Origin of the sequence: Streptomyces sp. NPDC048659 (genome assembly GCF_040650575.1) — a bacterium.
Taxonomy (GTDB): Bacteria; Actinomycetota; Actinomycetes; order Streptomycetales; family Streptomycetaceae; genus Streptomyces.
In genome coordinates, this window is the sequence record NZ_JBEZHM010000026.1 from 86,033 (window position 1) to 107,666 (window position 21,634).

Here is a 21,634-nt window from a genome sequence, read left to right on the forward strand (position 1 = left end):
CTGCATCCGTTTGCGCGGCCTTCGTATGGACTTCCCCGTCCCGGGTCGTCGGCGTGAGACGACGCGTGTCCTGCACGACATCGACCTGGACATTCCTGAAGGCCGGCTGACCGCCATTGTCGGCCCCTCCGGCTCGGGCAAGTCGACGCTCCTGCTCTGCATTGCCGGTCTGGAGCCGGCGACCGCGGGTTCCATCGAGGTCCTGGGAACGGATGTCCTGTCGCTCCCCCCTCGCAAGCAGGCCGCATTCCGCAGTGAGAACGTCGGATTCATCTTCCAGGAGTACAACCTCGTCAGCTCACTGACGGTCGAGGACAACATCGCCCTGCCGGCGCGACTCGCCGGCCATCGGGTGCCAAGGTCGAGGGTCGGCGACGCCATGTCGAGGCTCGGCATCGCCCAGCACGCGCGGCGGCGCCCCGACCGGCTCTCCGGAGGCGAACGCCAGCGCGTCGCGGTGGCCCGGGTCGTCGCGAATCAGCCGCGGATCGTCTTCGCCGACGAGCCGACCGGCGCACTCGACCTCAAGTCGGGTCACGTTGTGCTCGATTGGCTGCAGGCACTTCCCACGCAGGGAACCACGGTCCTCATGGTCACACACGACCCCCATGCGGCCGCACGTGCCGATCAGGTCGTGGTGCTGGGGTCTGGGCGAGTGCACGCCGTCATTCCCGGTGGCGATTCCCACGCGGTGAGCGATGCCGTCCTCGCGGCGCAGTCGGAGGACGAAGCGGGAGAGCAGGCGTCGTGATGCGACTGGTCCTGTCGGACATCCGGATGCAGGCGTCCATGTGGCTGTGGACGTTCGTGTGCGCAGTGGTCGGTGCGGCATGCTCAGCGGGCTCGGTCATCGCCATGTTCTCCGCCGTCTCGGCAGCGCGGGCGGCGGGCGATACGCGGATGGTCTCCGCGTCGATCGCACTCGGCGGCAACGTCGTCTTCTTCACCGTGCTGGCCGCCGTGGGCATCGTCGCGTCCACCGTCGGTCTGACCTTGACGACCCAGCGCCGCGATCATGCCCTGTGGGCGATCCTCGGGATCCCGCGCCGTCGCATCAAACTCATTCTGCGTACGGAATTGGTCGTGCTCGGCGCCGCGGCCGGCGCGCTGGCGGTACCGCTGGCCCCTCTCGTCGCGAGCACCGCCCTCGCGCAGTGGACGGCTGAGGGACTCGACCTGCACGGGGCAACGGCCGGTTTCCAGCTCTGGCACGTCGGGGTGAGCGCGCTGTCCGGAGTGATCCCGTGTCTGCTCGGCGGATGGGGAGTCACGCGCCGCGCCGCCAGGACACCGGAGATGCGCGCGTTCCGAGACCTCTCCGATCCACCGGCGCGGCCCGGTGTCACGCGCGTCGTCCTCGCCCTCTGCCTCTTTGCCGGTGTGGTCGGCATGTGGATTCCCGGGCTGGGACTCGAGCTCGAAGGAGGGACCGAACAGCGGACAGCCTTCGCCTTCGCCGGGGACCTCTTCCTCATCTGCCTGCTGCTGCTGATGGGGCCGTGGGTGATGACACCGCTCATGAGGTTCTGGACCGCGCTCGTGCCCTCGCGCGGTGTCGCCTGGCACCTTGCCGTGCGATCGTGCCGCACCCGCGCCGCGAGAAGCGTCACCACGGTGCTGCCCTTCGCCCTCTCCCTGTCGTTCGTCGGACTCTTCATGGTCATGGGGAACGTCATGCCCGGAAGCACCGCCGCGCTGGACGATGTCCTGGTCGTGCTGGGCTGGGTCTTCGTCGTGTCCTGGGTCGGCGGCCTGGCTGTGATCGCTCTGGTCGGACGGGAACGCACACGTGATTCCGCCCTGGTGACGGTCGCCGGTGCGCGACCGGGCGTGGTCACCCGATCGACGATCTATGAGGGAGTGATCTACGCCGGGACGGCGATCGTCTTCAGCGCGATCACCCTCGCGGTGACGAGTGCCACTCTCGCGATCGGCGCCGAGATCAGCCTCGTCCGGGTTCTGGACGGCCTCCCCTGGACGACCCTCGGCGTGCTCGCCGGCGTGACGCTCGTGACCACCTGTCTCGCTCTGGCCCTCCAGGCCGTCCGTGTGTCGCGCACGGTCGCCGCCCGGGCTCTGCGCTCGTGAAGCAGGGCGACGTCCCCACCTGCCGTCGCGACAACGGAATCCCCCGGCCGGCATTTCACCATGAACGGCATGCGCCCATCTGCATGTCAGAACTACGAAGGAATGAATCCATGAGAATACGTCTTCACACCGTTCTCGCCCTCGGGGGCGTCGCGATCCTCACTGTCGCAGCTACGGGATGCGGCCCGGAAGTCACCCAGGCGAACACCGTCGCGGAATCGAAGACATTCGATTTCCGTGGAAACAGTCTGACGGTGAAGTCCGACTCCGCCGACCTGGAACTCGTCGCTTCCGACGCCAAGGACGTCCGGGTGACGCGGCAGGTCAGCGGCACGAAGGTCGGCGGTGAAGTGGAAGCCGGATGGAAGCTCGAAGGGGGCATTCTCGCGCTCGGGGTGGACTGCATGGGTCTCTCCGTCAACTGCGGTGCGAAGTACACCGTGAAGGTGCCGCGCGACGTCGCGATCACCGTCGAGAACGACAAGGGTCTCGTCGAAGCCACGGGCTTCACTGCAGACTTCTCGGCCAAGGCTGGCGACATGCGCTTGTCGGAACTCAGCGGGCCCCGTCTGGATCTGGAAGGCCGCGACGGAACCATCGAAGGCGACAGGATCTCCGCTGGGTCGGTCACCGTCGCCTCGCGGAACGGTGACAACGAGCTGAACTTCGCCTCAGCACCCGACCTCATCGATGTGCGCAGCCAGGACGGCGACGTGCGGCTCGGCCTGCCGGAGGCGACGTACGCGGTGGACACGGCCGCCAAGAAGGGCGACATCACGGTGGAGGTCACGAAGGACGACACGAGTGACCATGCCGTGAGGATCCACACTCGTAACGGGGACATCGTCATCGGCAGGAGTGAGACGCCGTGACGGCTCTACCGGATTGATCCCAACCTCCGATCTTTTGTGACGGTCCGTCGGTTCTGCTGGCGGTCCGTTTCGGTGTTCGGGCTGGTCGTGGGCATGTTCGTGTCCCGGCTGTCGCGTCGGGTGGGCGCCGGGTTCCACGGTTCCGGGCGGTGTGCTGCTGGTCGTAGGGGCGGGAACGTGCTGGTCAGCCGGGGTTCGGGAGGGTTTTACGGGAAACTGTCGGGTCGGAGGCCACCGGCCCGAACACACCCGGCTCGGCCCGCAGCATGGCGACGTCGGCCAGACAGTCCCCGCCGAGTGCAACCGCGAGTGCCACGTCGAGGAGGATCTTGCCGGGGTCGTGCACGGCCCGCGGCTTGCGCCAGGGCGCCAACCCCGCCGATATCGCCGCGTCCAGACCGGACTTACGGATCGTCTCGACCAGCAGCACGGCACCGGCCTGCGAGACCACACCGCGACCACCCTTCTCGACACGGACACGCGGGTAGAACCCGATACGCTTCTTCACCTGTTAAGCGCCTCCGGACGGTGCGAAAACAAGGACCTCGACAATCCTCATTCTCGCTGGTCAGAGGCACTTTCTTCTGTTCTGATCACCTGCCGGACAGCCCGCTTCATGAAAAGCGCGAGGCTAGAGTGCCTGCCCTCGTCCTCTCCCCGAGGACGGGGGCACCGCCGCGTTTCCCCCACCACAGCGAGGAATGCCCGTTGCCCGCACGACACGACATCGACGCCGAACGCGAACTCTGGGACACCTTCGCCGAGAGTACGAAAAACAAGGTGTTCGACTCCGACCCGGTGTTCTGCTGGACCCAGTACGCGGGTCACGGCCCCGGACCCGAAATTCTCGGCACGCCGACCACCGCCCTCGAAATCGGATGCGGCACCGGGCGGGCACTCGCCTACCTGACACAACAGGGGGTCAAGATGACCGGCCTGGACCTCTCACCCGTCATGGTCGGCAACACCACCGAGCGATGGGGACCTCTGGGAGCACAGTTCGTGTGCGCCGAAGTACTGGACCATCTCAGGGAAAGCGTGGAGACGTACGACGCCATCTATTCCGTCTTCGGCGCGGTCTGGTTCAGCGACCCGGCCAAGCTCCTGCCGCTCGTCGCGCGGCGGCTCAACCCCGGCGGGGTCTTCGCCTTCTCCCACCCGCCGGCCATCCCCGGGGCGTACGGCCCGCAGGGCATGTACAAGGGCGGGTTCGCCGGAAAGGCCATGTACACGTACCGGTACAGCTACACCCCGCGCAGGTGGACCAGCTTCCTGCTCAAAGCCGGGTTCACGAACCCTGCCGTGCAGGTCCTCGACGCACCCACTCCCGGTCACATCGGAACCCTGATCGCTCGCGCCACCAGGCCGTAGCTCTCCCGTTCACCGAGCTGCGCTTGCGAGTCCGGGCCGACCGGCCCGGCGGGGCCGACCGGACCCGGCCGGGCTCAGCAGCCCTTGCCGTCGACACCGCAGGCGTCGGCCCCGGCGCCGGTCTCCGCGTCGGCACCCGTCCCGCCGCCCAGCGGCTGGAGCGCGCGGCCCTGCCACGCCTGCTCCAGCGCCCGGGTGAAGACCTCGGCGGGCTGCCCGCCGGAGACCCCGTACTTCCGGTCCAGGACGAAGAACGGCACCCCGTTCGCGCCGAGTTCGGCGGCCTCGCGCTCGTCCGCCCGGACGGCGTCCGCGTACGCCGAGTCGTCGGCCAGCACGGCCCGTACCTCGGCCTCGTCGAGACCGGCCTCGACGCCGAGCGCGACCAGCGTCGCGGGCTCGAAGACCGAACGCTCCTCCGCGAAGTTGGCCCGGTAGGCGAGGTCGAGCAGCTCGTTCTGCCGGCCGCGCTCCTTCGCCAGGTGCAGCAGGCGGTGGATGTCGAAGGTGTTGCCGTGGTCGCGGCCCTCGGTGCGGTAGCCCAGGCCCTCGTCGTGCGCGTTCGACGCGACGTGCGCCTCCATGGCGCGGGCCTCGTCGAGGGTGCGGCCGTACTTCGCCGCCAGCATCTCCAGGACGGGCGCCGTGTCGCCCTTGGCGCTGTTCGGGTCGAGCTCGAAGGAGCGGTGCACGACCTCGACGTCGTCCCGGTGGGCGAAGGCCGCGAGGCCCTTCTCGAAGCGGGCCTTGCCTATGTAGCACCAGGGGCAGGCGATGTCGCTCCAGATCTCGACGCGCATGGTGGGGCTTCTCTCCAGACGGGGGGCGGGGTCGGGTGTCCGAGGGACGGAACGCCCCGGCCCGCCCGGTTCATTCCGCCGCCGCCTCCGGCGCGAGTGTGAGCCGGAGCACCAGGTGGTCCCCGGCGCGCGGCGTCTCCGGGTCCGGGCGCCAGCCGTGCGCCGCGTAGAACGCCTGGGCCCGGGTGTTCGGCGCGAACACCTCCAGGCGCGCGGCGGGCACCCCGGCGGCCCGCCAGGCGGCGACGCAGGCGGCGTGCAGGGCGGTGCCGACGCCGCCGCGCCAGCGGGACGGGGCGACGTGGAGCTGGGTCAGGTTCATGACGCCCTCGCGCTCCCCGTACGCGGCGACGCCGACGAGCGTCCCGTCCGCGTCCCGGGCCCGCAGCACCCGCCCGGCGCCGATCGCCGAGGCCCAGCCCGCCCGGGAGCGGGCGAGCTCCTCGGGCCCGGCGTAGGCGGCGTCGGGGAGGTGACCCCGGTAGTAGGTGGCGCGGGCCTCGGCGTGGACGGCGACGACGGCGTCGAGGTCGGCGGGGACGGCGGACGCGAGGTCGGTCCCGGCCCCGTCCGCATGGCTGTTCTCGATCATGAAACCTCAGGACGCGGCGCCGCCGCCCCCGGTTCCCGCGCGGGAACCGGGCTCAGCCGGCGGCCCGGTAGCGCCCGGGGGCGATCCCGTACTCCCGCTTGAACGCCTTGGCGAAGGCGAACTCGGAGGCGTACCCGGAGCGGCGGGCCACGGTCCGCAGCGGCAGGTCCTCGGCGCGCAGCAGGCGCCCGGCGGAGGTCATCCGCCACCAGGTGAGGTACGCGAGCGGCGGCCGGCCCACCAGGGCGGTGAAGCGGCGCGCGAACGCGGCCCGCGAGAGCCCCCCGAGCGCCCCGAGCTCCTCCACCGTCCAGGGGCGGGCCGGGTCCTCGTGCAGGGCGCGCAGGGCACCGGCGACGGCCGGGTCGCTCAGCGCGGCGGACCAGCCGGTGGACAGGTCGGCCCGCTCGGCCAGCCACCAGGTGCGCAGCAGGTAGAGCAGCAGGGTGTCGAGGAGCGCGGGCACGATCGTGTCGGCGCCGGGCTGGGGCTCGGCGAGTTCGGCGCCGAGCAGCTCCACGGCGGCGCGCAGCCGGGGGTGGGCGCCGACCCGGGCCGGGATGCGGACGTACGGGGGCAGGCCGGTGAGCAGCGGGTGGGCGCGGCCCCGGCTCAACTGGTACGACCCGCACAGCAGCAGGGTCTCGTCGGCGCCGACCGGGCCCCGGTCGGGCAGCGTGGCCCACGAGCCGTCGGGGGCGGGGACGGCGTCGGTGAGCGGGGTGTCCGGGCGGTCGGCGAGGCCGTGGCCGGTGCCGTGCGGCAGCAGCAGGACGTCGCCGGGGCCGAGCCGCAGGGGCGTGGAGTCGTCGGAGGGCAGCAGCCAGGCGGTGCCCTGGAGGACGACGTGGAATCCGGCGCCCTCGCTCGCGGGGAAGCGGATGCCCCAGGGGGCGAACCGCACGGTCCGGGAGGAGTGCGGCCGGCCGGTGCGCATGACGGCGATGGCATCGCTCAGTACGTCCATGCCCGGCACCGTAGCCCGGCGCCGCTCCCCCGCACCGGGCCGGCGAGACGATCGGACATGGCGCGGAGCCGGGGGGACATGGATCGTCTCGGCGGGTGTGCCTAGCGTCGTCGGCATGGAGAAGAACACGGGGAACGACACCGACAGCGGCCCGGCGTACGACGCGACCGGTGGTACGACCACGCGGGCCGTCCTCTTCCACGAGCTCGGCGGGCCCGAGGTGCTGGCCGTCGAGGAGGTGCCGCTGCGCGCGCCGGGGCCGGGCGAGCTGCTGATCCGGGTGGCGGCGATCGGCCTCAACCGGGCCGAGGCGCTGTTCCGTGCGGGCACCTACTACTACCGGCCGACGCTGCCGGGTTCGCGGCTCGGTTACGAGGCGGCCGGGGTGGTGGAGGAGGTCGGCGCCGGTGTCACTGTGTACGCGCCGGGCGACCCGGTGCTGGCCGCGGCCAACTTCGACTTCGGCGTGCACGGGGTGTACGCGGAGCGGGTGGTGCTGGCGGAGGAGTACGTGGTGCCGCGTCCCCCGGGGGTGGACGCGGTGGCCGGGGCGGCGGCGTGGCTGGCGTACTCGACCGCGTACGGCGGGATGGTGGAGGCGGGCGGGCTGCGGGCCGGGGACACGGTGGTGATCACCGGCGCGTCCAGCGGGGTCGGCACGGCCGCGGTCCAGACGGCGCTGCGGCTCGGCGCGGTGCCCGTCGCCGCCACGCGCGGGGCGGCGAAGCGGCGGCGGCTGCGGGAGCTCGGCGCCCCGCACGTGATCGCCACGGAGGAGGCGGACCTGGTCGCGGAGGTGCGCCGGATCACCGGCGGCCGGGGCGCCGACCTCGTCTTCGACCCGGTCGGCGGGCCCGGCTTCGCGCGGCTCGGCGGGGCGCTGCGCCCGGAGGGGACGGCGGTGCTGTACGGGTGGCTGGACCACCGTCCGGCGCAGATGCCCATGCAGTGGCCGCTGACGGTCCGCGGCTACGCGAACGGCGCTCTGGTACGTACGCCCGAGGGGCGGGCCCGGGTGGCCGGCTTCCTCGGCTCCGGGCTCCGCGACGGCTCGCTGGCGCCGGTGGTCGGTGAGGTCTTCGACGGCCTCGCGGCGATGCCGGACGCGCACCGGCTGATGGAGTCCGGCACCCACACCGGGAAGATCGTGGTGCGGGTGTAGGTGCCGGACTCCACCGCCGGGCGCGCCGGGCGCGCCGTCCCCCGGCGCCTCGCGTCGCGCCCGGCCCCGCCCCCGCCCCTCAGCCCCGCGGCACCCCCAGCGGATTGTCGTCGCGCAGCTCCAACGGAAGCAGGTGCTGCGGGGTCGACTGGTAGGTCACCGGCCGCAGCCAGCGCTCGACGGCGGTCGTGCCGACGGAGGTGCCGGTGGAGGTGGTCGCCGGGTACGGCCCGCCGTGGTGCTGGGCGGCGGCGACGGCCACGCCGGTCGGCCAGCCGTTGACGAGGATCCGTCCGGCGAGCGGGGTGAGTTCGGCGAGCAGCGAGGCGGCGCCGGGGTCCTCGTCGGCGATGTGCAGGGTGGCGGTCAGGTTGCCGGGCAGCAGCCCGAGGACGGCGCCGGCCTGCGCGCGGTCGGCGTAGCGGGCGACGACGGTGACGGGCCCGAAGCACTCCTCCAGGAGCGGTCCGTGGCCGCCCTCGGGCAGCAGGCCCGCGTCGACGGTGAGCACCCCGGCGCTGACGGTGTGCTCACCGCCCGCGCCCGGGGTGACGGGCGTGGTCACGCCGGGCAGCGCGGCCCGCTCGCGCACCCCGTCGAGGAAGGCGCCGCGCATCCGGTGGTCGAGCATCACGCCGGGCTCGGTCTCGCTGACGGCGGCGGTGAGGGCGGTGACGACCCGGTCGCCCGCCGGGCCCTCGGGGACGAGGACGAAGCCGGGCTTGGTGCAGAACTGGCCCTCGCCCAGGGTCATCGACCCGGCGAGCCCGGTGCCGATCTCCTCGGCGCGCTCCTCGGCGGCGCCGGGGGTGATCACCACCGGGTTGAGGGAGCCGAGTTCGCCGTGGAAGGGGATGGGTACGGGGCGGGCGGCGGCGGCGTCGAAGAGCGCCCGCCCGCCGCGTACCGAGCCGGTGAAGCCGGCCGCCGCGACGAGCGGGTGGCGGATCAGCTCCACCCCCGCGTCGAAGCCGTGCACGAGGGAGACGACGTCCTCGGGGAGCCCGGCCTTGGCGGCGGCCCGGCGCAGCAGGGCGGCGCAGAGCTCGGAGGTGGCGGGGTGGTCCGGGTGCGCCTTGACGACGACGGGGCAGCCGGCCGCGAGGGCGCTGGCGGTGTCGCCGCCGGGGACGGAGAAGGCGAGCGGGAAGTTGCTGGCCGCGTAGACGGCGACGACCCCGAGCGGGATCTTCATGCGGCGGAGGTCGGGGGTGGGCGGGGTGGTGGCCGGGTCGGGCCGGGAGATCCGTACGTCGAGGAAGGCCGCCGCGTCGACGGCCTCGGCGAAGGAGCGCAACTGGGCCGTGGTGCGGGCGAGTTCGCCGGTGAGCCGGACGGGCCCGAGGGCGGTCTCGGCGTCGGCGGCCTCGATGACGTGGTCGCGGGCCTCGTCGAGGAGGTCGGCCGCGGTCCGCAGCAGGGCGGCTCTGGCGGTGCGGTCGGCGAGCGCGCCGAGGGCGCCGCGGGCGGCGCGTACCGCCCGGTCGACCTCCTCGGGGGTGGCCTCCACCGCGACCTGTTCGCGCGCCTTTCCCGTCCGGGGGTCCACGCTCCACACTGGTTCTGCCGCCAACGCCACGCACCTCGTTCGCTATTCTGAACACCGTCCCGGTAGGTGAACCGAGGGACTCGGGGGACTCTATTGACGCCCGAGCCGTCTCCACAAGTGCTTCGGAAGAGGGCGAGCGATGCCGACGAGCGACGCGGGCGGGGCGCCGGTCAAGTCCGCCGTGCGGACGGTGGAGTTGCTGGAGTACTTCGCCGGGCGGCCCGGCATGCACTCGCTGGGCGCCGTGCAGGAGGCCGTCGGCTATCCGAAGTCCAGCCTGTACATGCTGCTGCGGACCCTGGTCGAGCTGGGCTGGGTGGAGACCGACGCGACCGGCACCCGGTACGGGATCGGGGTGCGGGCGCTGCTCGTCGGCACCTCGTACGTCGACGGCGACGAGGTGGTGGCCGCCGCCCGGTCCACGCTGGACCGGCTGTCCGACGACACCGCCGAGACCATCCACCTGGCCCGCCTGGACGGCTCCAGCGTCGTCTATCTGGCGACCCGTCAGTCTCCGCACCACCTGCGGCCGTTCAGCCGGGTGGGGCGCAGGCTGCCGGCCCACTCGACGGCGCTCGGCAAGGCGCTGCTCGCCACCCACAGCGACGCGCAGGTGCGGGCGCTGCTCCCCGAGACGCTGCCCGCGCTGACCGAGCACACGGTCACCGACCGGGAGCTGCTGATCGAGGAGCTGCGGGGCGTCCGGGAGCAGGGGTACGCGGTGGACCGCGAGGAGAACACGCTGGGGCTGCGCTGCTTCGGCGTCGCGCTGCCCTACCGGACCCCGGCCCGGGACGCGGTCAGCTGCTCGGTGCCGGCGGCCCGGCTGACCCCGGTGCACGAACAGCTCGTCAAGGACGCGCTGTTCGACGCCCGCGACCGGCTGGCCCTGGCGACCCGCCGCCTCTGAGCGCGGGGCCGCTCCCTGAGGACCGGGCCGTCTCCCCCGCGCGGCGGAGGCGGTTCACCGTACGGCAGGAGGCGTGGGGGCGGGTCCGGACGGGACGGTGGGGGCATGACCTCACCGACGCTCCCCACCGGCGCCGCCCGCGCCGCCGCAGACCGCACCACCGCCGACCGCGCCGCCTCGGCCGTCCCGGCAGCCGTCCCGCCGGGCCCGCTCCGCCCGGTCCTGCGGGCCCTCGCGATCGTGGCCTGCCTGCCGTACATCGCCCTCAAGTCCGTCTGGGTGGCGGGCGGGCGGCTCGGCATCCCGGACGGGAGCGTGCTGCTCGACCACCCGACGACGATGGGCGTGGCCAACGGGCTCTCCGTGCTCGCCGACGCGGCCGTGGTCCTGCTCGCGCTGCTGCTGACCCGGCCGTGGGGGCTGCGGGTGCGGGCCTGGCCGCTGCTCTTCCCGCTGTGGGCGGCGACCGGCCTGATCGGGCCGGTCATGGCGGCCTATCCGGCGCAACTCCTGGCCGGCGCGCTGGGCGGCTCCGGCGGCGGCAGCGCGGGCCCGCCCGACGAGCCCTTCCTGGACACGTGGGTCTTCCCCGTGGTCTACGGCGGCTTCATCGTCCAGGGGCTCTGCCTCGGCACGCTGTTCGCGCTGTACGCCCGCGACCGCTGGGGCCGGGTCTGGCGCGGGCGGCTCGGCGGCCCGCCCGCCTCGGCGAGCGGGCCCGGGACGCGCGCCGCCGCCGTCGCCGGGGCGCTGCTCGCCCTCGTACCGGCGACGTTGTGCCTGCTGTGGGCCGCGGGGCTCGGCGGGGGCCTGTCGCCCGCGTTCGCCGTCGCGTACGACACCGACCGGGCGGTCGTCGACGCGGTGCGGGGCGGCTTCCTGCTGCTCGCCGCCGGGTCCGTGCTGCTGCTCGCGCTGCGCCGGCCCGCCGGGCTCCGGGTGCGCGCCGTGCTGGGCGTGGCCTGGGTGTCCACGGGTGCGGCCGGGTGCTGGGGCGCGTACATGACGCTGGTCTCGCTGCTCCCGGCCGCCGAAGCGGGGAAAGCGCCCTCGGGCCTGATGGTCGCCGCCTACGCTGGCGAGATGATCACCGGATTCCTGCTGGCGGGCTGCCTCGCGGCGGTCCTCGGCCGCCGGAGCGCCGAGGCGTGACCCTGTTCCGGGGCGCCCTGTTCGGACAGCGGGCCCGGCGGCGCTGGCTGCATCTGATCCTCGGCGGCGCGCTGTTCATGCCGTACTGGCTGGTCGGCACGGTCGCCGTCGGCCCCTTCGCGCCGGACGGCAACGTCCTCGGGGGCGGCCTCGGCTTCCAGCTCGCGGCGTACGCGGTCGGGCTGCCGATCGCCGCGCTGACCGCGCTCTTCCCGCTCGCCCGGCCGATGTCGGTGGCGGCGGCGCGGGCGCTGTGCGGGGTGGCGCCCAGCCGGTTCGCCGACGGGCCGGCGCGGGGCGCGGGCGGCCGGGCCCGGACGGCGGCCTGGTTCGGGCTGCACCTGGGGACGGGCGCGCTGCTCAGCGGGGCGACGCTGGCGCTGCCGCCGTTCGCGCTGGCGGTGTGCGCGCTGCCGTTCTCGGCGGGGCTGCGCGCCTCGGAGCTGGGCCGCTTCTGGCACCTGGACCGGCCCTGGCTCGCCTGGGCGGGGCTGCCGCTGGGGCTGCTGATGCTGCTCGGGCTGGCGGCAGCCGCCGCCGGGACCGGCGCGCTGCTGGCCCGCGCGGCGCCCCGGCTGCTCGGGCCCGGCCCGGCGGACCGGCTGGCGGCGGCGGAGCGGCGGGCCGCCGAGCTGGCCGTGCGCAACCGGCTCGCCCGGGAGCTGCACGACTCGGTGGGGCACGCGCTGAGCGCGGTCACCCTCCAGGCGGGCGCGGCCCGGCGGGTCCTGGCGGCGGGAGGCGGGCGGGCGGCGGGCGCGGACCTGGACTTCGTACGGGAGGCGCTGACCGCGATCGAGGAGACCACCCGGCGCACGGTCGGCGAGCTGGACGCGGTCCTGGGGCTGCTGCGCCGCGGCGAGGACGACGGCGAGCTGGCCACACCCGGCCTCGGCGCGCCGGACGTGCTGGACGCGCTGGTGCGGGGCGCGGGCCCCGGGGTGCGGCTCGCGGTCGACGGGGACCTGGCGGAGCTGCCGGAGGCGGTGTCGCGGGAGGCGTACCGGATCGTGCAGGAGGGGCTGACGAACGCCGTGCGGCACGCGCGCGGGCGGCCGGTGACGGCGCGGATCGCGCTGTCGGGGAACGGACTGGAGATCACGATGGAGAACCCGCTGCCCGACGCCGCGCCGGTGGCCCGCCCGGACGGCGGCCGGGGGCTGCGCGGGGTCGCCGAGCGCGCCCGGCTGCTGGGCGGCACGGCCCACGCCGGTCCGGCGGACGGCCGCTGGCGGCTGACGGCCCGGCTGCCGGTGGGGGCGGTGGGGCTGGTGGGGCCGCCAGGCCCCGTAGGACCGGCGGGCCGGGTCGGAGGGGAGTTCTGATGGCGGGGGACGGCACGGTCAGGATCGTCCTGGCGGACGACGAGCGGATGGTGCGGACGGCGCTGCGGGTGATCCTGGACGCCGAGCCGGGACTGGAGGTCGTCGGGGAGGCGGCCACCGGCGCCGAGGCGGTGTCGGTGGTGCGGGAGCTGCGGCCCGACGTGGTCCTGATGGACGTGCGGATGCCCGAGGTGGACGGCATCCAGGCGACCCGTACGATCCTGGCCGCGCTGCCGGAGCCGCCCCGGATCGTGGTGGTCACCACCTTCGAGAACGACGCGTACGTGTACGAGGCGCTGCGGGTGGGCGCGGCCGGATTCCTGCTCAAGCGGGCCGCGCCGGAGGAGCTGGTGAGCGCGGTGCGGCTGGTGGCGACGAGCGAGTCGCTGCTCTACCCGGCGGCGGTGCGCGGGCTCGCCGCCGAGCACGCGCGCCGGAAGCCGCCGGCCGCCCCGGTGTGGGCGGCGCGGCTGACCGGGCGGGAGGCGGAGGTGCTGCGCCGGATGGCGAGGGGGCTGACCAACGCGGAGATCGCGGACGGGATGGGGGTCGGCCCCGCGACGGTGAAGTCGCACGTGGCGGCGGTGCTGGCGAAGACCGGGGCACGGGACCGCACCCAAGCGGTGATCGCCGCGTACGAGTCGGGGTTCATCACTCCGCGCTGACCCCGTGCTCACCCCGTGCTCACCCCGTGCTCACCCGGTGCTCGCCCCGTGCTGAACGTTCTCTGAGAAAGCTGAGAAACCTGAGAAAAGGGACACATCCGGAACGGCTCCCCCCGCGCCGTTCGTCCCCTCTGGTGGGATGAACAAGACGATCAGGCGCGCCTCGGTCTTCTCGCTGCTCCTGGTGCTGGCCCTGCTGGGCCGGGCCACCTGGGTGCAGGCGTACGAAGGCAAGGCCCTCGCGGACGAGAAGAAGAACCGGCGGAACGTGATAGCGCAGTACGCGCATCCGCTCGGGAACATCATCGTGGCCGGTTCACCGGTCACCGGTTCCAAGCAGACGAAGGGCGGCGACCTGGCGTACAAGCGCGACTACACCGACGGAAAGCTCTACGCGGCGGTCACCGGGTACAGCTCCCAGGCGTACGGGGCGACGCAGCTGGAGGGGATCTACTCCGACGTCCTGGACGGCACGGACACGCGGCTGAAGAACCCGCTGGACGCGATCACCCGCAAGCAGGCGGAGCCGGGCTCCGTCGTGACGACCATCGACCCGGCCGTGCAGAAGGCCGGCTACCAGGCGCTGGGGAACAAGAAGGGCGCCGCCGTCGCCATCGACCCGAAGACGGGCCGGATCCTCGGCATGGTGTCCACACCCTCGTACGACCCCGCGAAGATCGCCGGGCTCACCGACGGCGACCTGTGGCAGCAGCTCACGGACGACCCGGACAAGCCGCTGGTCAACCGGGCGCTGCGGCAGCCGCTGCCGCCGGGTTCGACGTTCAAGCTGGTCGTCGCGGCGGCGGGCCTGGAGGAGGGGCTGTACGACTCGGTGGACACGCCGACGCGCAGCCCGAACCCGTACAAGCTGCCGGGCTCGACCCGCTACCTGGAGAACGAGAACCCCTCGGCACCCTGTGAGAACGCGAGCCTGCGCACCGCGCTCCAGTACTCCTGCAACAACGTCTTCGCGAAGCTCGCGGTCGACCTGGGCCAGGACAAGGTGAAGGCGACGGCGGAGAAGTTCGGCTTCAACGACAAGGAGCTGGACGTCCCGGTCCGCGCCTACGCCAGCGTCTACCCCTCGGGCATGGACAAGGCGCAGACGGCGCTGACCGGCATCGGCCAGTTCGACGTGACGGCCACCCCGTTGCAGATGGCGATGGTGTCGGCGGCCATCTCCAACGACGGTCTGATGGCGAGCCCGCACATGGTCTCCCAGGTCGTCGACTCGAACGGGGACCCGCTGAAGACCTTCGAGGACGGCAAGACCGACCGGATCATGTCCTCGAAGACGGCGTCGCAGCTGCGCAGCGCGATGCAGACGGTGGTCGACAAGGGCACCGGCTCCAACGCGGCGATCTCCGGCATGGAGGTCGGCGGCAAGACGGGCACCGCGCAGCACGGCGAGAACAACAGCAAGACGCCGTACGCCTGGTTCACCTCGTACGCCAAGGACCCGGCCACCGGCAAGGAGGTCGCGGTGGCGGTGCTGATCGAGGACTCGGGCGCGGCGCGCTCGGAGGTCAGCGGCAACGGGCTGGCGGCGCCGGTGGCGCAGAAGATGATGAAGGCGGCGCTGAAGTGACGGCACGGGAAGTGACGTAACGGCCGAAGTGCCGTGGAAGCGGGGGTCGGTGGCGCACCGGCCCCCGCCCCGCGATATGCAGGGCACATGCTTTCGACCGCACGTCTGCCCCGTTCCCCGTCCGGCTGGACCATGGCCGTCTTCGGCGCGCTCGCCGCCGCCCTGGGAGTGGTGGGGCTGGTGTCGCCCGACACCATGATCCGGCTCATGGGCCTGGACCCCATATCCGCCGCGCACCGCGCGGACGGGGACCACACCCTGCTCTTCCTGACGGCCTCCTCCATGGCGGCGCTCAACATGGGCGTCTACTACGTCCTGGCCGCCCTGACCGACTGGAAGCCCTTCTTCCGCTGGACGGTCCCGTTCCGGCTGCTCACCTGCACCGTCTTCACCCTCGCCGTCGTCACCGGCCGCGCCCCGGCCGGTTTCCTGGGCGTGGGCCTGTGGGAGGGCCTGGGCGCGCTGGCCACCGGGCTGGCCCTGCGGTACGAGAAGCGCACGGCGGGCACCGAAGGCGCCGCAAGCTCCGGAGGCTCCCAAGCATCCGGGGCCTAGGCAAGCTCCTGAGCCTCCGGGGCCTCCGCGGGCTCCGGAAGCTAGGGCATCCGGCCGATCCGCCCCGGCCTCCTCAGAGGCCAGCCTGCGGACATGCGCCTTCCCCTCTATCTGTGCGCCGTGCTGGTCTCCGGCTTCGGCACCACCGCGATGTGGCTGGTCTCCGGGATCTGGGTGAAGTCCCTGACCGGCTCCGACTCCCTCGCGGCGCTCACCGCGTTCGCGCTGTGGGCGCCCGCGCTGCTGGGCCCGCTGCTCGGCGGGCTCGTCGACCGGCTGCCCCGCCGGCCGCTGCTGATGGCGGCGAACCTCGCCATGGCCGCCCTGCTGCCGTCGCTGCTGTGGGTGGACCGGGCCGACCGGGTGTGGCTGCTGTTCCTCGTGCTCTTCGTGTACGGGACGCAGGGCGCGCTCGTCGAGGCGGCGGAGGCGGCGCTCGCGGCGGGCGCGCTCGACCCGGAGCGGCTCGGCTCCTTCAACGGGCTGCGGCTGACCGTGAACGAGGCGGTGAAGCTGGTCGCCCCGCTGGTCGCCGCCGGGCTGTTCGCGCGGTACGGGGGCGGGCCCGTCGCGCTGCTCGACGCGGCGAGCTTCGCGCTGGCGGCGGGCGTCTTCGCGCTGCTGCGGGCGCGCGAGGCCCGGCTCCCCGCGACGGCCGGGGAGCGCGGCCGGCTCGCGGACGGGGCGCGGCTGCTGTGGGGCGCGCCGGTGCCGAGGGCGCTGGTGGCGGCGGGCGGCTTCACCATGTTCCTGGCCGGGCTCAACGGGGCCGCGCTCTACACGGTGGTGGACCGGGGGCTCGGGCACGCCCCCGCGTACGTGGGTGTGCTGTACGCGGTGCAGGGCGCGGGGTCGGTGGCGGCGGGGCTGGTGGCGGGGCCGCTGCTGCGGCGGCGGCCGGAGCGGCTGCTCGCGGCGGCCGGGCTCGCTCTGTTCGCCCTGGGCGCGGCGGCGCGGGCCGTGCCGTACGACGGGGCGGCGCTGGCCGGGAGCGCGCTGGTCGGGATCGGGCTGCCGTGGGTGCTGATCGCCGCGCTGACGGCGGTCCAGCGCGGTGTCCCGCCGGAGCTGACGGGCCGTGCGGCGGGCACCGCGCACACCCTGCTCTTCGCCCCGAACGCGGTGGCGCTGGCGGCGGGCGCGGGCCTGGTCGCGGTGGCGGACGTCCGGCTGCTGCTGCCGCTGCTGGCCGTGGCGGGCCTCGCGGGGGCGGCGGCGCTGGCGCGGGCGCCCGGGGCGCGGGCGGTGCGGGCCTCTTGAGCGGGGCGGCGGGCGTGGGCTTCGATGGCGGACAGGCGTCAGCAGACCCGACGAACGGAGCTCCGCCCATGCAGCCCACGCCGCGTATACAGCCCATGCAGCCCACGCCGCTCGCACCGTGCACGCAACCCGCGCCGCCCAGGCCCCCCGAACCCCGCGCCGTCCTCCTCACCGGCGCCGCCGGGGGCGTCGGGACGCACATGCGGGAGCTGCTGCCCGCGTACGGCTACGCGCTGCGCCCGCTCGACGCGCGGCCCGTCCCCGGCGCCCCGGAGGCGGTCGTCGCCGATCTCGCCGACCGGGCCGCGCTGCGGGAGGCGGTGCGCGGGGTGGACGCGGTGGTGCACCTCGCCGGGATCGCGCTGGAGGCGGAGTTCGACGCGATCGTGGCCGCCAACGTGACCGGGCTCCAGCACCTGTACGAGGCGGTACGCGAGGAGGGGGTGCGCCGGGTGGTGTTCGCGTCCAGCAACCACGCGGTCGGCTTCTCGCCCCGCCCGCGCCGGGGCGAGCCGCCCCTCCCGGTCGCCACCCCGCACCGGCCCGACACCTTCTACGGCCTGTCCAAGGCGTTCGGCGAGGACCTGGCCCAGTACTACTGGGACCGGCACGGGGTGGAGACCGTGTCGGTGCGGATCGGCTCCTGCCAGGCCGAGCCGGAGTCGGTGCGGATGCTGTCCACGTGGCTGAGCCCGGCGGACTGCGCGCGCCTGTTCCACGCGGCGCTCGCCGCGCCGGAGGTCGGGCACACCGTGGTCTACGGCTCCTCCGCCAACACCCGCGCCTGGTGGGACCTCGGCTCCGCGCGGGCGCTCGGCTACGCGCCGGAGGACGACGCCGAGGCGTTCGCGGAGCGGATCCTCGCCGCGCACGGGCGGCCGGTCCCGGGCAGCGCCGAGGACCTGTACGTGGGCGGGGACTTCTGCGCGGACCCGCCGCGCCTGGCGCGCTGAGAAGGGCGGGCCCGGCCGGACGATGCGGGGGAGCCGGCCAGGCCCGGGTCGACGCGTGCGGCGAACGCACGCGGACATTCCGACGATATGACCCGCCCAAGATCATCGCGAGCCGCGGAACGCGACAGCCGTCCGGAAAACGCGGAGCGTTCCCGCCATCCGGCCGGTCCGCGCCCCTCGGAACGGGTCCGGGCGGGTCCCGGCGGATCCCGGCGGATCCCGGCGGATCCCGGCGGATCCCGGCGGCCGCCCGTCAGCGGCGCAGGGTCGCCGACGGGGACTCGCCGTACCGCTCCCGGTAGCGCGCCGCGAACCGGCCCGGGTGGGCGAAGCCCCAGCGCCAGGCCACCTCCGTCACGCTCAGCCCGTCCGGCGCGCCCGCCCGCAGCTCCTCGTGGACCCGCTCCAGCCGCACCTCCCGCACGTACGCCATCGGCGACATCCCCACGTACTCCCGGAAGGACTCCTGGAGGCGGCGCACGCTGACCCGGGCGAGGGCGGCCAGCTCGGTGCTGGTGAAGGGGTGTTCGGGGTGCGCCCGCACCGCGTCCATGGCGCGTTTCACCGGCCCGGGGCGGGCCGGGCCGCCCGGGTGGGCGAGCTCCTCGCGCCAGGGGTGCTCGGCGGCCAGCAGCAGCCCGTTGAGCAGGGCCTCCTGGAGCGGCCTGGAGACCAGCTCGTGGGTGGCGAGGCCGTCCCCGGCGAGCGCCCCGGCCGCCACCTGCCGGGCGAAGGTCACCCAGCTCAGGCCGGGGCCCCGGGAGATGTCGAGCCCGGCGGCGAAGGCGAGCCGGCCGCGCGGCGGGCGCCCGATCAGCCGCTCCAGGCGCTCGTGCAGCGCGGTCGCGTCGATCTTGACCGAGAGGGCGCGGCAGTCCCCGCTCCACCGGTCGAGGAAGGTGTCGCCCGCCGGGTCGAGCAGCACCGCCTCCCGGCTCGTGGCCACCATCCGGCGGCCCCCGGCGCCCTGGCGGAGCTCCATGGAGCCGCTCAGCGGGGCGTTGAGGTGGAAGGCGCCCAGCTCGCCGAAGCGCATCCGGACGTCGGCGCCGCAGGTGAGGTCGCCGATCATCAGCGGCCCGAGCCCGACGGTGTCGAAGCGGGCGGCGAAGGGCCGCTCCCCCACGTCGATGACGTCCATGAAGTTGGCGTAATAGCGCGCGCCTATCTCCTCGCGCGCCTCGTCCACGTCCCGCGTCCGGAAAGAGCTCCCACCCACGATTCGTAAGAGTAGGCGCAGGGAGGGGCGGGCGATCGGTCGGCTCCGGTGTCACACCTGTCACCTGGGGCACCCCCGTCACCCGTGTCACCGAAGTGGCCGAACGGGACGAAGGTAAGGGAACGGCAAAAGCGTCTCGTTCGTTACCCCCGGCATGACCGCAATGACCCCCGGCTCGAACATCCCTCTCACCGCCGCGCGCGTGGCGGTGGACGTCGCCGCGCCCGTGCGGCTCGACGTGTCGGGCCTGCTGCTCGGCGCCGACGGCAAGGTGCGCTCCGACGCCGACTTCATCTTCTACAACCAGCCCGCCGGCCCCGGCGTCTCCTACCGCTCCGGCGGCGGCACCGCCCCCGACGCGATCGTGGTGGACACCGCCGCCGTCCCGGCGGGCATCGAGAAGATCGTCGTGACGGCGAGCCCCGACGCCGCCGGTCAGACCTTCCAGGGCATCGAGCCCACGGCGACCGTGCGCGACGCCGACGACGGCAGCGTCCTGGCCACCTTCACCCCGCCGCGGCTCGGCACCGAGACGGCCCTCGTGGTCATCGAGATCTACCTGCGCAACGGCGCCTGGAAGGCCCGCGCGGTCGGCCAGGGGTACGCGAACGGGCTGGCCGGGATCGCGACCGACTTCGGCGTCAGCGTCGAGGAGGAGCCGGCGCCCGCGCCCGCCGCCCCGGTCGCCGCGCCGGTCCAGGCGCCCGCGCCCGTCGCCGTCCCCCAGGTCCCGGCCGCGCCGCCCGCCGCGCCCCCCGCCGCCCCCGCCCCGGCCCCGGCCGGCAGCGGGAAGATCAACCTGGACAAGGGCCGGGTCAGCCTCCAGAAGAACCAGACGGTGTCCCTGGTCAAGGGCGGCCGCCCGCTGCTCTCCCAGGTCAAGATGGGCCTCGGCTGGGAGCCCGCCTACCGCGGCAAGGACATCGACCTCGACGCCTCGGTCATCGCCTACGGCCCCCAGCGCAACCACCTGGACAGCTGCTACTTCGGCAAGCTGTCCATCCTCAACGGCTCGATCAAGCACTCCGGCGACAACCTGACCGGCGAGGGCGCGGGCGACGACGAGGTCATCGTGGTCGACCTCGGCCGGCTGCCTGCCGAGGCGACCGGCCTGGTCTTCACGGTGAACTCCTTCTCCGGGCAGAAGTTCACCGAGGTCGCCAAGGCGTACTGCCGGCTCATCGACGCCGCCACCGGCGAGGAGCTGGTCCGCTTCGACCTCACCACCGCCGAGCCGCAGACCGGCGTGATGATGGCCAAGCTGATCAAGCAGTTCACCGGCGAGTGGGAGATGACGGCGATGGGCGAGTTCGTGAAGTCGCGGACCGTCCGGGGCATGGTCAAGCCCGCGGCCCAGGCCCTCTGAGACCCAGGCGCACCACGGACCGCCCCCGGGGCGCGCCCGCGCGCGCCCCGGCCGGTCCAGCGCGCTGTCAGAACAGCGCGCTGTACGCGTTGAGGGCCGGCTGGCCGCCCAGGTGGACGTAGAGCACGGTCGAGTCCGCGCCGATCTCGCCCCGCTCCACCAGGTCGACCATGCCGGCCATCGACTTCCCCTCGTAGACGGGGTCGGTGACCATGCCCTCGGTCCGCGCGGCCAGCCGCATCGCGTCCAGCGTCGCCTCGTCCGGGACGCCGTACACGCCCGCGTGGTAGCGGGCGTCCAGCTCGACGTCGGCGGCGGTCAGCGGGCGCTCCACGCCGATGAGGGCGGCGGTGTCCCGGGCGATCCGGGTGATCTGCTCGTGCGTCTCCACCGGCTTCGCGGAGGCGTCGACGCCGAGCACCCGCCGGGCCCGCCCGCCCTCCTCGGCGAGCGCGGCGAAGCCCGCGACCATGCCCGCCTGGGTGGAGCCGGTCACCGAGCAGACCACCACCGTGTCGAAGAAGACGCCCAGTTCGCGCTCCTGCTCGGCCACCTCGTACGCCCAGCGGGCGAAGCCGAGGCCGCCGAGCCGGTGGTCGGAGGCGCCCGCGGGGATGGCGTACGGCCTGCCGCCGGACTCCTCGACCTCGCGCAGCGCCAGCTCCCAGCTCTCCTTGAAGCCGATCCCGAACCCGGCCCGCACCAGCCGCACGTCGGCGCCCGCGAGGCGGCTCACCAGGATGTTGCCGACCTTGTCGTAGACGGAGTCGGGCCACTCGACCCAGCTCTCCTGGACCAGCACGCAGCGCAGCCCGGCGTGCGCGGCGACGGCCGCGACCTGGCGGGTGTGGTTGGACTGCACGCCGCCGATGGAGACGAGGGTGTCGCAGCCCTGGGCGAGGGCGTCGGCGACCAGGTACTCCAGCTTGCGGGTCTTGTTCCCGCCGTACGCGATGCCGGAGTTGCAGTCCTCCCGCTTGGCCCACAGGGTGGCGCCGCCGAGGTGTCCGGTGAGCCGCTGGAGGGGGTGCACGGGCGAGGGCCCGAAGAGCAGCGGATAGCGCTCGAAGTCGTCGATCGTCGGCATACGGGCTCCCTGGGTGGTCGCGGTGGTGCGGGTCCTGGACGCGTCCGGCGGCGGTCCGGTACCGGTGTCGGCGGTGGTCGTGCTCGTGCGGGACGGGACCCGGCGCGACTGGTGGTCGCCGCTGGTGGGCGACGCGGGGTTCTCGGCGGCGGC

The 21,634-nt window shown here is 74.0% G+C and carries 20 protein-coding genes and 1 pseudogene; 14 read left to right on the forward strand and 7 right to left on the reverse strand.

The window, feature by feature from the left end; translation table 11 throughout:
* Positions 1-25: 25 nt before the first annotated feature.
* From AB0C99_RS21025 to AB0C99_RS21035, 3 genes are all read left to right on the forward strand, one after another.
* Entirely contained in the window at positions 26-751 is a 726-nt protein-coding gene (locus tag AB0C99_RS21025; RefSeq protein ID WP_362476972.1) for an ABC transporter ATP-binding protein, read from the forward strand.
* Positions 751-2,088: an ABC transporter permease gene (locus AB0C99_RS21030; RefSeq protein ID WP_362477009.1), complete on the forward strand. Its 1,338-nt coding sequence runs from the start codon at positions 751-753 to the stop codon at positions 2,086-2,088. The genes AB0C99_RS21025 and AB0C99_RS21030 overlap by 1 nt, the downstream gene beginning before the upstream one ends.
* Before the next feature lie 110 nt (positions 2,089-2,198).
* Positions 2,199-2,960, forward strand: a complete 762-nt coding sequence (locus AB0C99_RS21035) for a DUF4097 family beta strand repeat-containing protein (protein ID WP_362476974.1) — start codon at positions 2,199-2,201, stop codon at positions 2,958-2,960.
* Between the two features lie 208 nt (positions 2,961-3,168).
* Here AB0C99_RS21035 and AB0C99_RS21040 read toward each other — a convergent pair.
* A pseudogene (locus tag AB0C99_RS21040) lies at positions 3,169-3,468 on the reverse strand (transposase); the annotation flags it as partial.
* 200 nt (positions 3,469-3,668) lie between these two features.
* Between AB0C99_RS21040 and AB0C99_RS21045 the strand changes: the two are divergent.
* The gene (locus AB0C99_RS21045; RefSeq protein WP_362476976.1) at positions 3,669-4,331 is read left to right on the forward strand and encodes a class I SAM-dependent methyltransferase; all 663 of its coding nucleotides are present in this window, start codon (positions 3,669-3,671) and stop codon (positions 4,329-4,331) included.
* Positions 4,332-4,405: 74 nt separating this feature from the next.
* On the opposite strand, the gene AB0C99_RS21050 is transcribed toward AB0C99_RS21045, so the two are convergent.
* The 3 genes from AB0C99_RS21050 to AB0C99_RS21060 all read right to left on the reverse strand — a co-directional run bounded on the left by AB0C99_RS21050 (position 4,406) and on the right by AB0C99_RS21060 (position 6,690).
* The gene (locus AB0C99_RS21050) at positions 4,406-5,131 is read right to left on the reverse strand and encodes a DsbA family oxidoreductase (RefSeq protein WP_362476978.1); all 726 of its coding nucleotides are present in this window, start codon (positions 5,129-5,131) and stop codon (positions 4,406-4,408) included.
* A 70-nt stretch (positions 5,132-5,201) separates the two neighbouring features.
* Complete coding sequence (locus AB0C99_RS21055; protein WP_362476980.1) at positions 5,202-5,723, reverse strand: GNAT family N-acetyltransferase; 522 nt, start codon at positions 5,721-5,723, stop codon at positions 5,202-5,204.
* Positions 5,724-5,775: 52 nt separating this feature from the next.
* Positions 5,776-6,690, reverse strand: a complete 915-nt coding sequence (locus AB0C99_RS21060) for an AraC family transcriptional regulator (RefSeq protein ID WP_362476982.1) — start codon at positions 6,688-6,690, stop codon at positions 5,776-5,778.
* Positions 6,691-6,805: 115 nt separating this feature from the next.
* On the opposite strand from AB0C99_RS21060, the gene AB0C99_RS21065 reads away from it, so the two are divergent.
* Positions 6,806-7,852 carry a zinc-dependent alcohol dehydrogenase family protein gene (locus tag AB0C99_RS21065; RefSeq protein WP_362476984.1) on the forward strand — a complete coding sequence of 349 codons (1,047 nt, stop codon included), beginning with the start codon at positions 6,806-6,808 and terminating at the stop codon, positions 7,850-7,852.
* Positions 7,853-7,931: 79 nt separating this feature from the next.
* Here the strand turns inward: AB0C99_RS21065 and AB0C99_RS21070 are convergent, their stop codons facing one another.
* A complete protein-coding gene (locus AB0C99_RS21070; RefSeq protein WP_362476986.1) occupies positions 7,932-9,425 on the reverse strand; it encodes an aldehyde dehydrogenase family protein in 1,494 nt (497 codons plus the stop codon).
* Between the two features lie 115 nt (positions 9,426-9,540).
* Between AB0C99_RS21070 and AB0C99_RS21075 the strand changes: the two genes are divergently transcribed.
* From AB0C99_RS21075 to AB0C99_RS21110, 8 genes are all read left to right on the forward strand, one after another.
* Positions 9,541-10,311, forward strand: coding sequence for an IclR family transcriptional regulator (locus AB0C99_RS21075; RefSeq protein WP_362476988.1), 771 nt, complete (start codon positions 9,541-9,543; stop codon positions 10,309-10,311).
* Positions 10,312-10,416: 105 nt separating this feature from the next.
* Positions 10,417-11,463, forward strand: coding sequence for a hypothetical protein (locus tag AB0C99_RS21080; RefSeq protein WP_362476989.1), 1,047 nt, complete (start codon positions 10,417-10,419; stop codon positions 11,461-11,463).
* On the forward strand, positions 11,460-12,788 hold the full coding sequence (locus tag AB0C99_RS21085) for a histidine kinase (protein ID WP_362476990.1): 1,329 nt from the start codon (positions 11,460-11,462) through the stop codon (positions 12,786-12,788). Before AB0C99_RS21080 ends, AB0C99_RS21085 begins: the two co-directional genes overlap by 4 nt.
* Positions 12,788-13,453, forward strand: a complete 666-nt coding sequence (locus AB0C99_RS21090; protein ID WP_362476991.1) for a response regulator transcription factor — start codon at positions 12,788-12,790, stop codon at positions 13,451-13,453. Before AB0C99_RS21085 ends, AB0C99_RS21090 begins: the two co-directional genes overlap by 1 nt.
* A 139-nt stretch (positions 13,454-13,592) precedes the next feature.
* Positions 13,593-15,041: a penicillin-binding transpeptidase domain-containing protein gene (locus AB0C99_RS21095; RefSeq protein ID WP_362476993.1), complete on the forward strand. Its 1,449-nt coding sequence runs from the start codon at positions 13,593-13,595 to the stop codon at positions 15,039-15,041.
* Positions 15,042-15,128: 87 nt separating this feature from the next.
* Positions 15,129-15,596 carry a hypothetical protein gene (locus AB0C99_RS21100; RefSeq protein ID WP_362476995.1) on the forward strand — a complete coding sequence of 156 codons (468 nt, stop codon included), beginning with the start codon at positions 15,129-15,131 and terminating at the stop codon, positions 15,594-15,596.
* 93 nt (positions 15,597-15,689) lie between these two features.
* Positions 15,690-16,856, forward strand: coding sequence for an MFS transporter (locus tag AB0C99_RS21105; protein ID WP_362476997.1), 1,167 nt, complete (start codon positions 15,690-15,692; stop codon positions 16,854-16,856).
* A 95-nt stretch (positions 16,857-16,951) separates the two neighbouring features.
* Positions 16,952-17,809, forward strand: a complete 858-nt coding sequence (locus tag AB0C99_RS21110; RefSeq protein ID WP_362476999.1) for an NAD(P)-dependent oxidoreductase — start codon at positions 16,952-16,954, stop codon at positions 17,807-17,809.
* Between the two features lie 253 nt (positions 17,810-18,062).
* On the opposite strand, the gene AB0C99_RS21115 is transcribed toward AB0C99_RS21110, so the two are convergent.
* Positions 18,063-19,028 (reverse strand): AraC family transcriptional regulator, encoded by a 966-nt coding sequence (locus AB0C99_RS21115; RefSeq protein WP_362477000.1) that lies wholly within the window; start codon positions 19,026-19,028, stop codon positions 18,063-18,065.
* Between the two features lie 154 nt (positions 19,029-19,182).
* Here AB0C99_RS21115 and AB0C99_RS21120 point away from each other — a divergent pair, with 154 nt between their 5' ends.
* Positions 19,183-20,394: a TerD family protein gene (locus AB0C99_RS21120; protein WP_362477002.1), complete on the forward strand. Its 1,212-nt coding sequence runs from the start codon at positions 19,183-19,185 to the stop codon at positions 20,392-20,394.
* A 67-nt stretch (positions 20,395-20,461) separates the two neighbouring features.
* Here AB0C99_RS21120 and AB0C99_RS21125 read toward each other — a convergent pair whose 3' ends face one another.
* Positions 20,462-21,481, reverse strand: coding sequence for a 1-aminocyclopropane-1-carboxylate deaminase (locus AB0C99_RS21125; protein ID WP_362477004.1), 1,020 nt, complete (start codon positions 21,479-21,481; stop codon positions 20,462-20,464).
* Positions 21,482-21,634 lie beyond the last annotated feature (153 nt).

Coding starts and splice junctions, on each gene's coding strand:
- AB0C99_RS21025 (WP_362476972.1), top strand. CDS start 26: ATGGACTTCCCCGTCCCGGGTCGTCGGCGTGAGACGACGCGTGTCCTG.
- AB0C99_RS21030 (WP_362477009.1), top strand. CDS start 751: ATGCGACTGGTCCTGTCGGACATCCGGATGCAGGCGTCCATGTGGCTG.
- AB0C99_RS21035 (WP_362476974.1), top strand. CDS start 2,199: ATGAGAATACGTCTTCACACCGTTCTCGCCCTCGGGGGCGTCGCGATC.
- AB0C99_RS21050 (WP_362476978.1), bottom strand. CDS start 5,131: ATGCGCGTCGAGATCTGGAGCGACATCGCCTGCCCCTGGTGCTACATA.
- AB0C99_RS21055 (WP_362476980.1), bottom strand. CDS start 5,723: ATGATCGAGAACAGCCATGCGGACGGGGCCGGGACCGACCTCGCGTCC.
- AB0C99_RS21060 (WP_362476982.1), bottom strand. CDS start 6,690: ATGGACGTACTGAGCGATGCCATCGCCGTCATGCGCACCGGCCGGCCG.
- AB0C99_RS21065 (WP_362476984.1), top strand. CDS start 6,806: ATGGAGAAGAACACGGGGAACGACACCGACAGCGGCCCGGCGTACGAC.
- AB0C99_RS21075 (WP_362476988.1), top strand. CDS start 9,541: ATGCCGACGAGCGACGCGGGCGGGGCGCCGGTCAAGTCCGCCGTGCGG.
- AB0C99_RS21080 (WP_362476989.1), top strand. CDS start 10,417: ATGACCTCACCGACGCTCCCCACCGGCGCCGCCCGCGCCGCCGCAGAC.
- AB0C99_RS21090 (WP_362476991.1), top strand. CDS start 12,788: ATGGCGGGGGACGGCACGGTCAGGATCGTCCTGGCGGACGACGAGCGG.
- AB0C99_RS21095 (WP_362476993.1), top strand. CDS start 13,593: ATGAACAAGACGATCAGGCGCGCCTCGGTCTTCTCGCTGCTCCTGGTG.
- AB0C99_RS21100 (WP_362476995.1), top strand. CDS start 15,129: ATGCTTTCGACCGCACGTCTGCCCCGTTCCCCGTCCGGCTGGACCATG.
- AB0C99_RS21105 (WP_362476997.1), top strand. CDS start 15,690: ATGCGCCTTCCCCTCTATCTGTGCGCCGTGCTGGTCTCCGGCTTCGGC.
- AB0C99_RS21110 (WP_362476999.1), top strand. CDS start 16,952: ATGCAGCCCACGCCGCTCGCACCGTGCACGCAACCCGCGCCGCCCAGG.
- AB0C99_RS21120 (WP_362477002.1), top strand. CDS start 19,183: ATGACCGCAATGACCCCCGGCTCGAACATCCCTCTCACCGCCGCGCGC.
- AB0C99_RS21125 (WP_362477004.1), bottom strand. CDS start 21,481: ATGCCGACGATCGACGACTTCGAGCGCTATCCGCTGCTCTTCGGGCCC.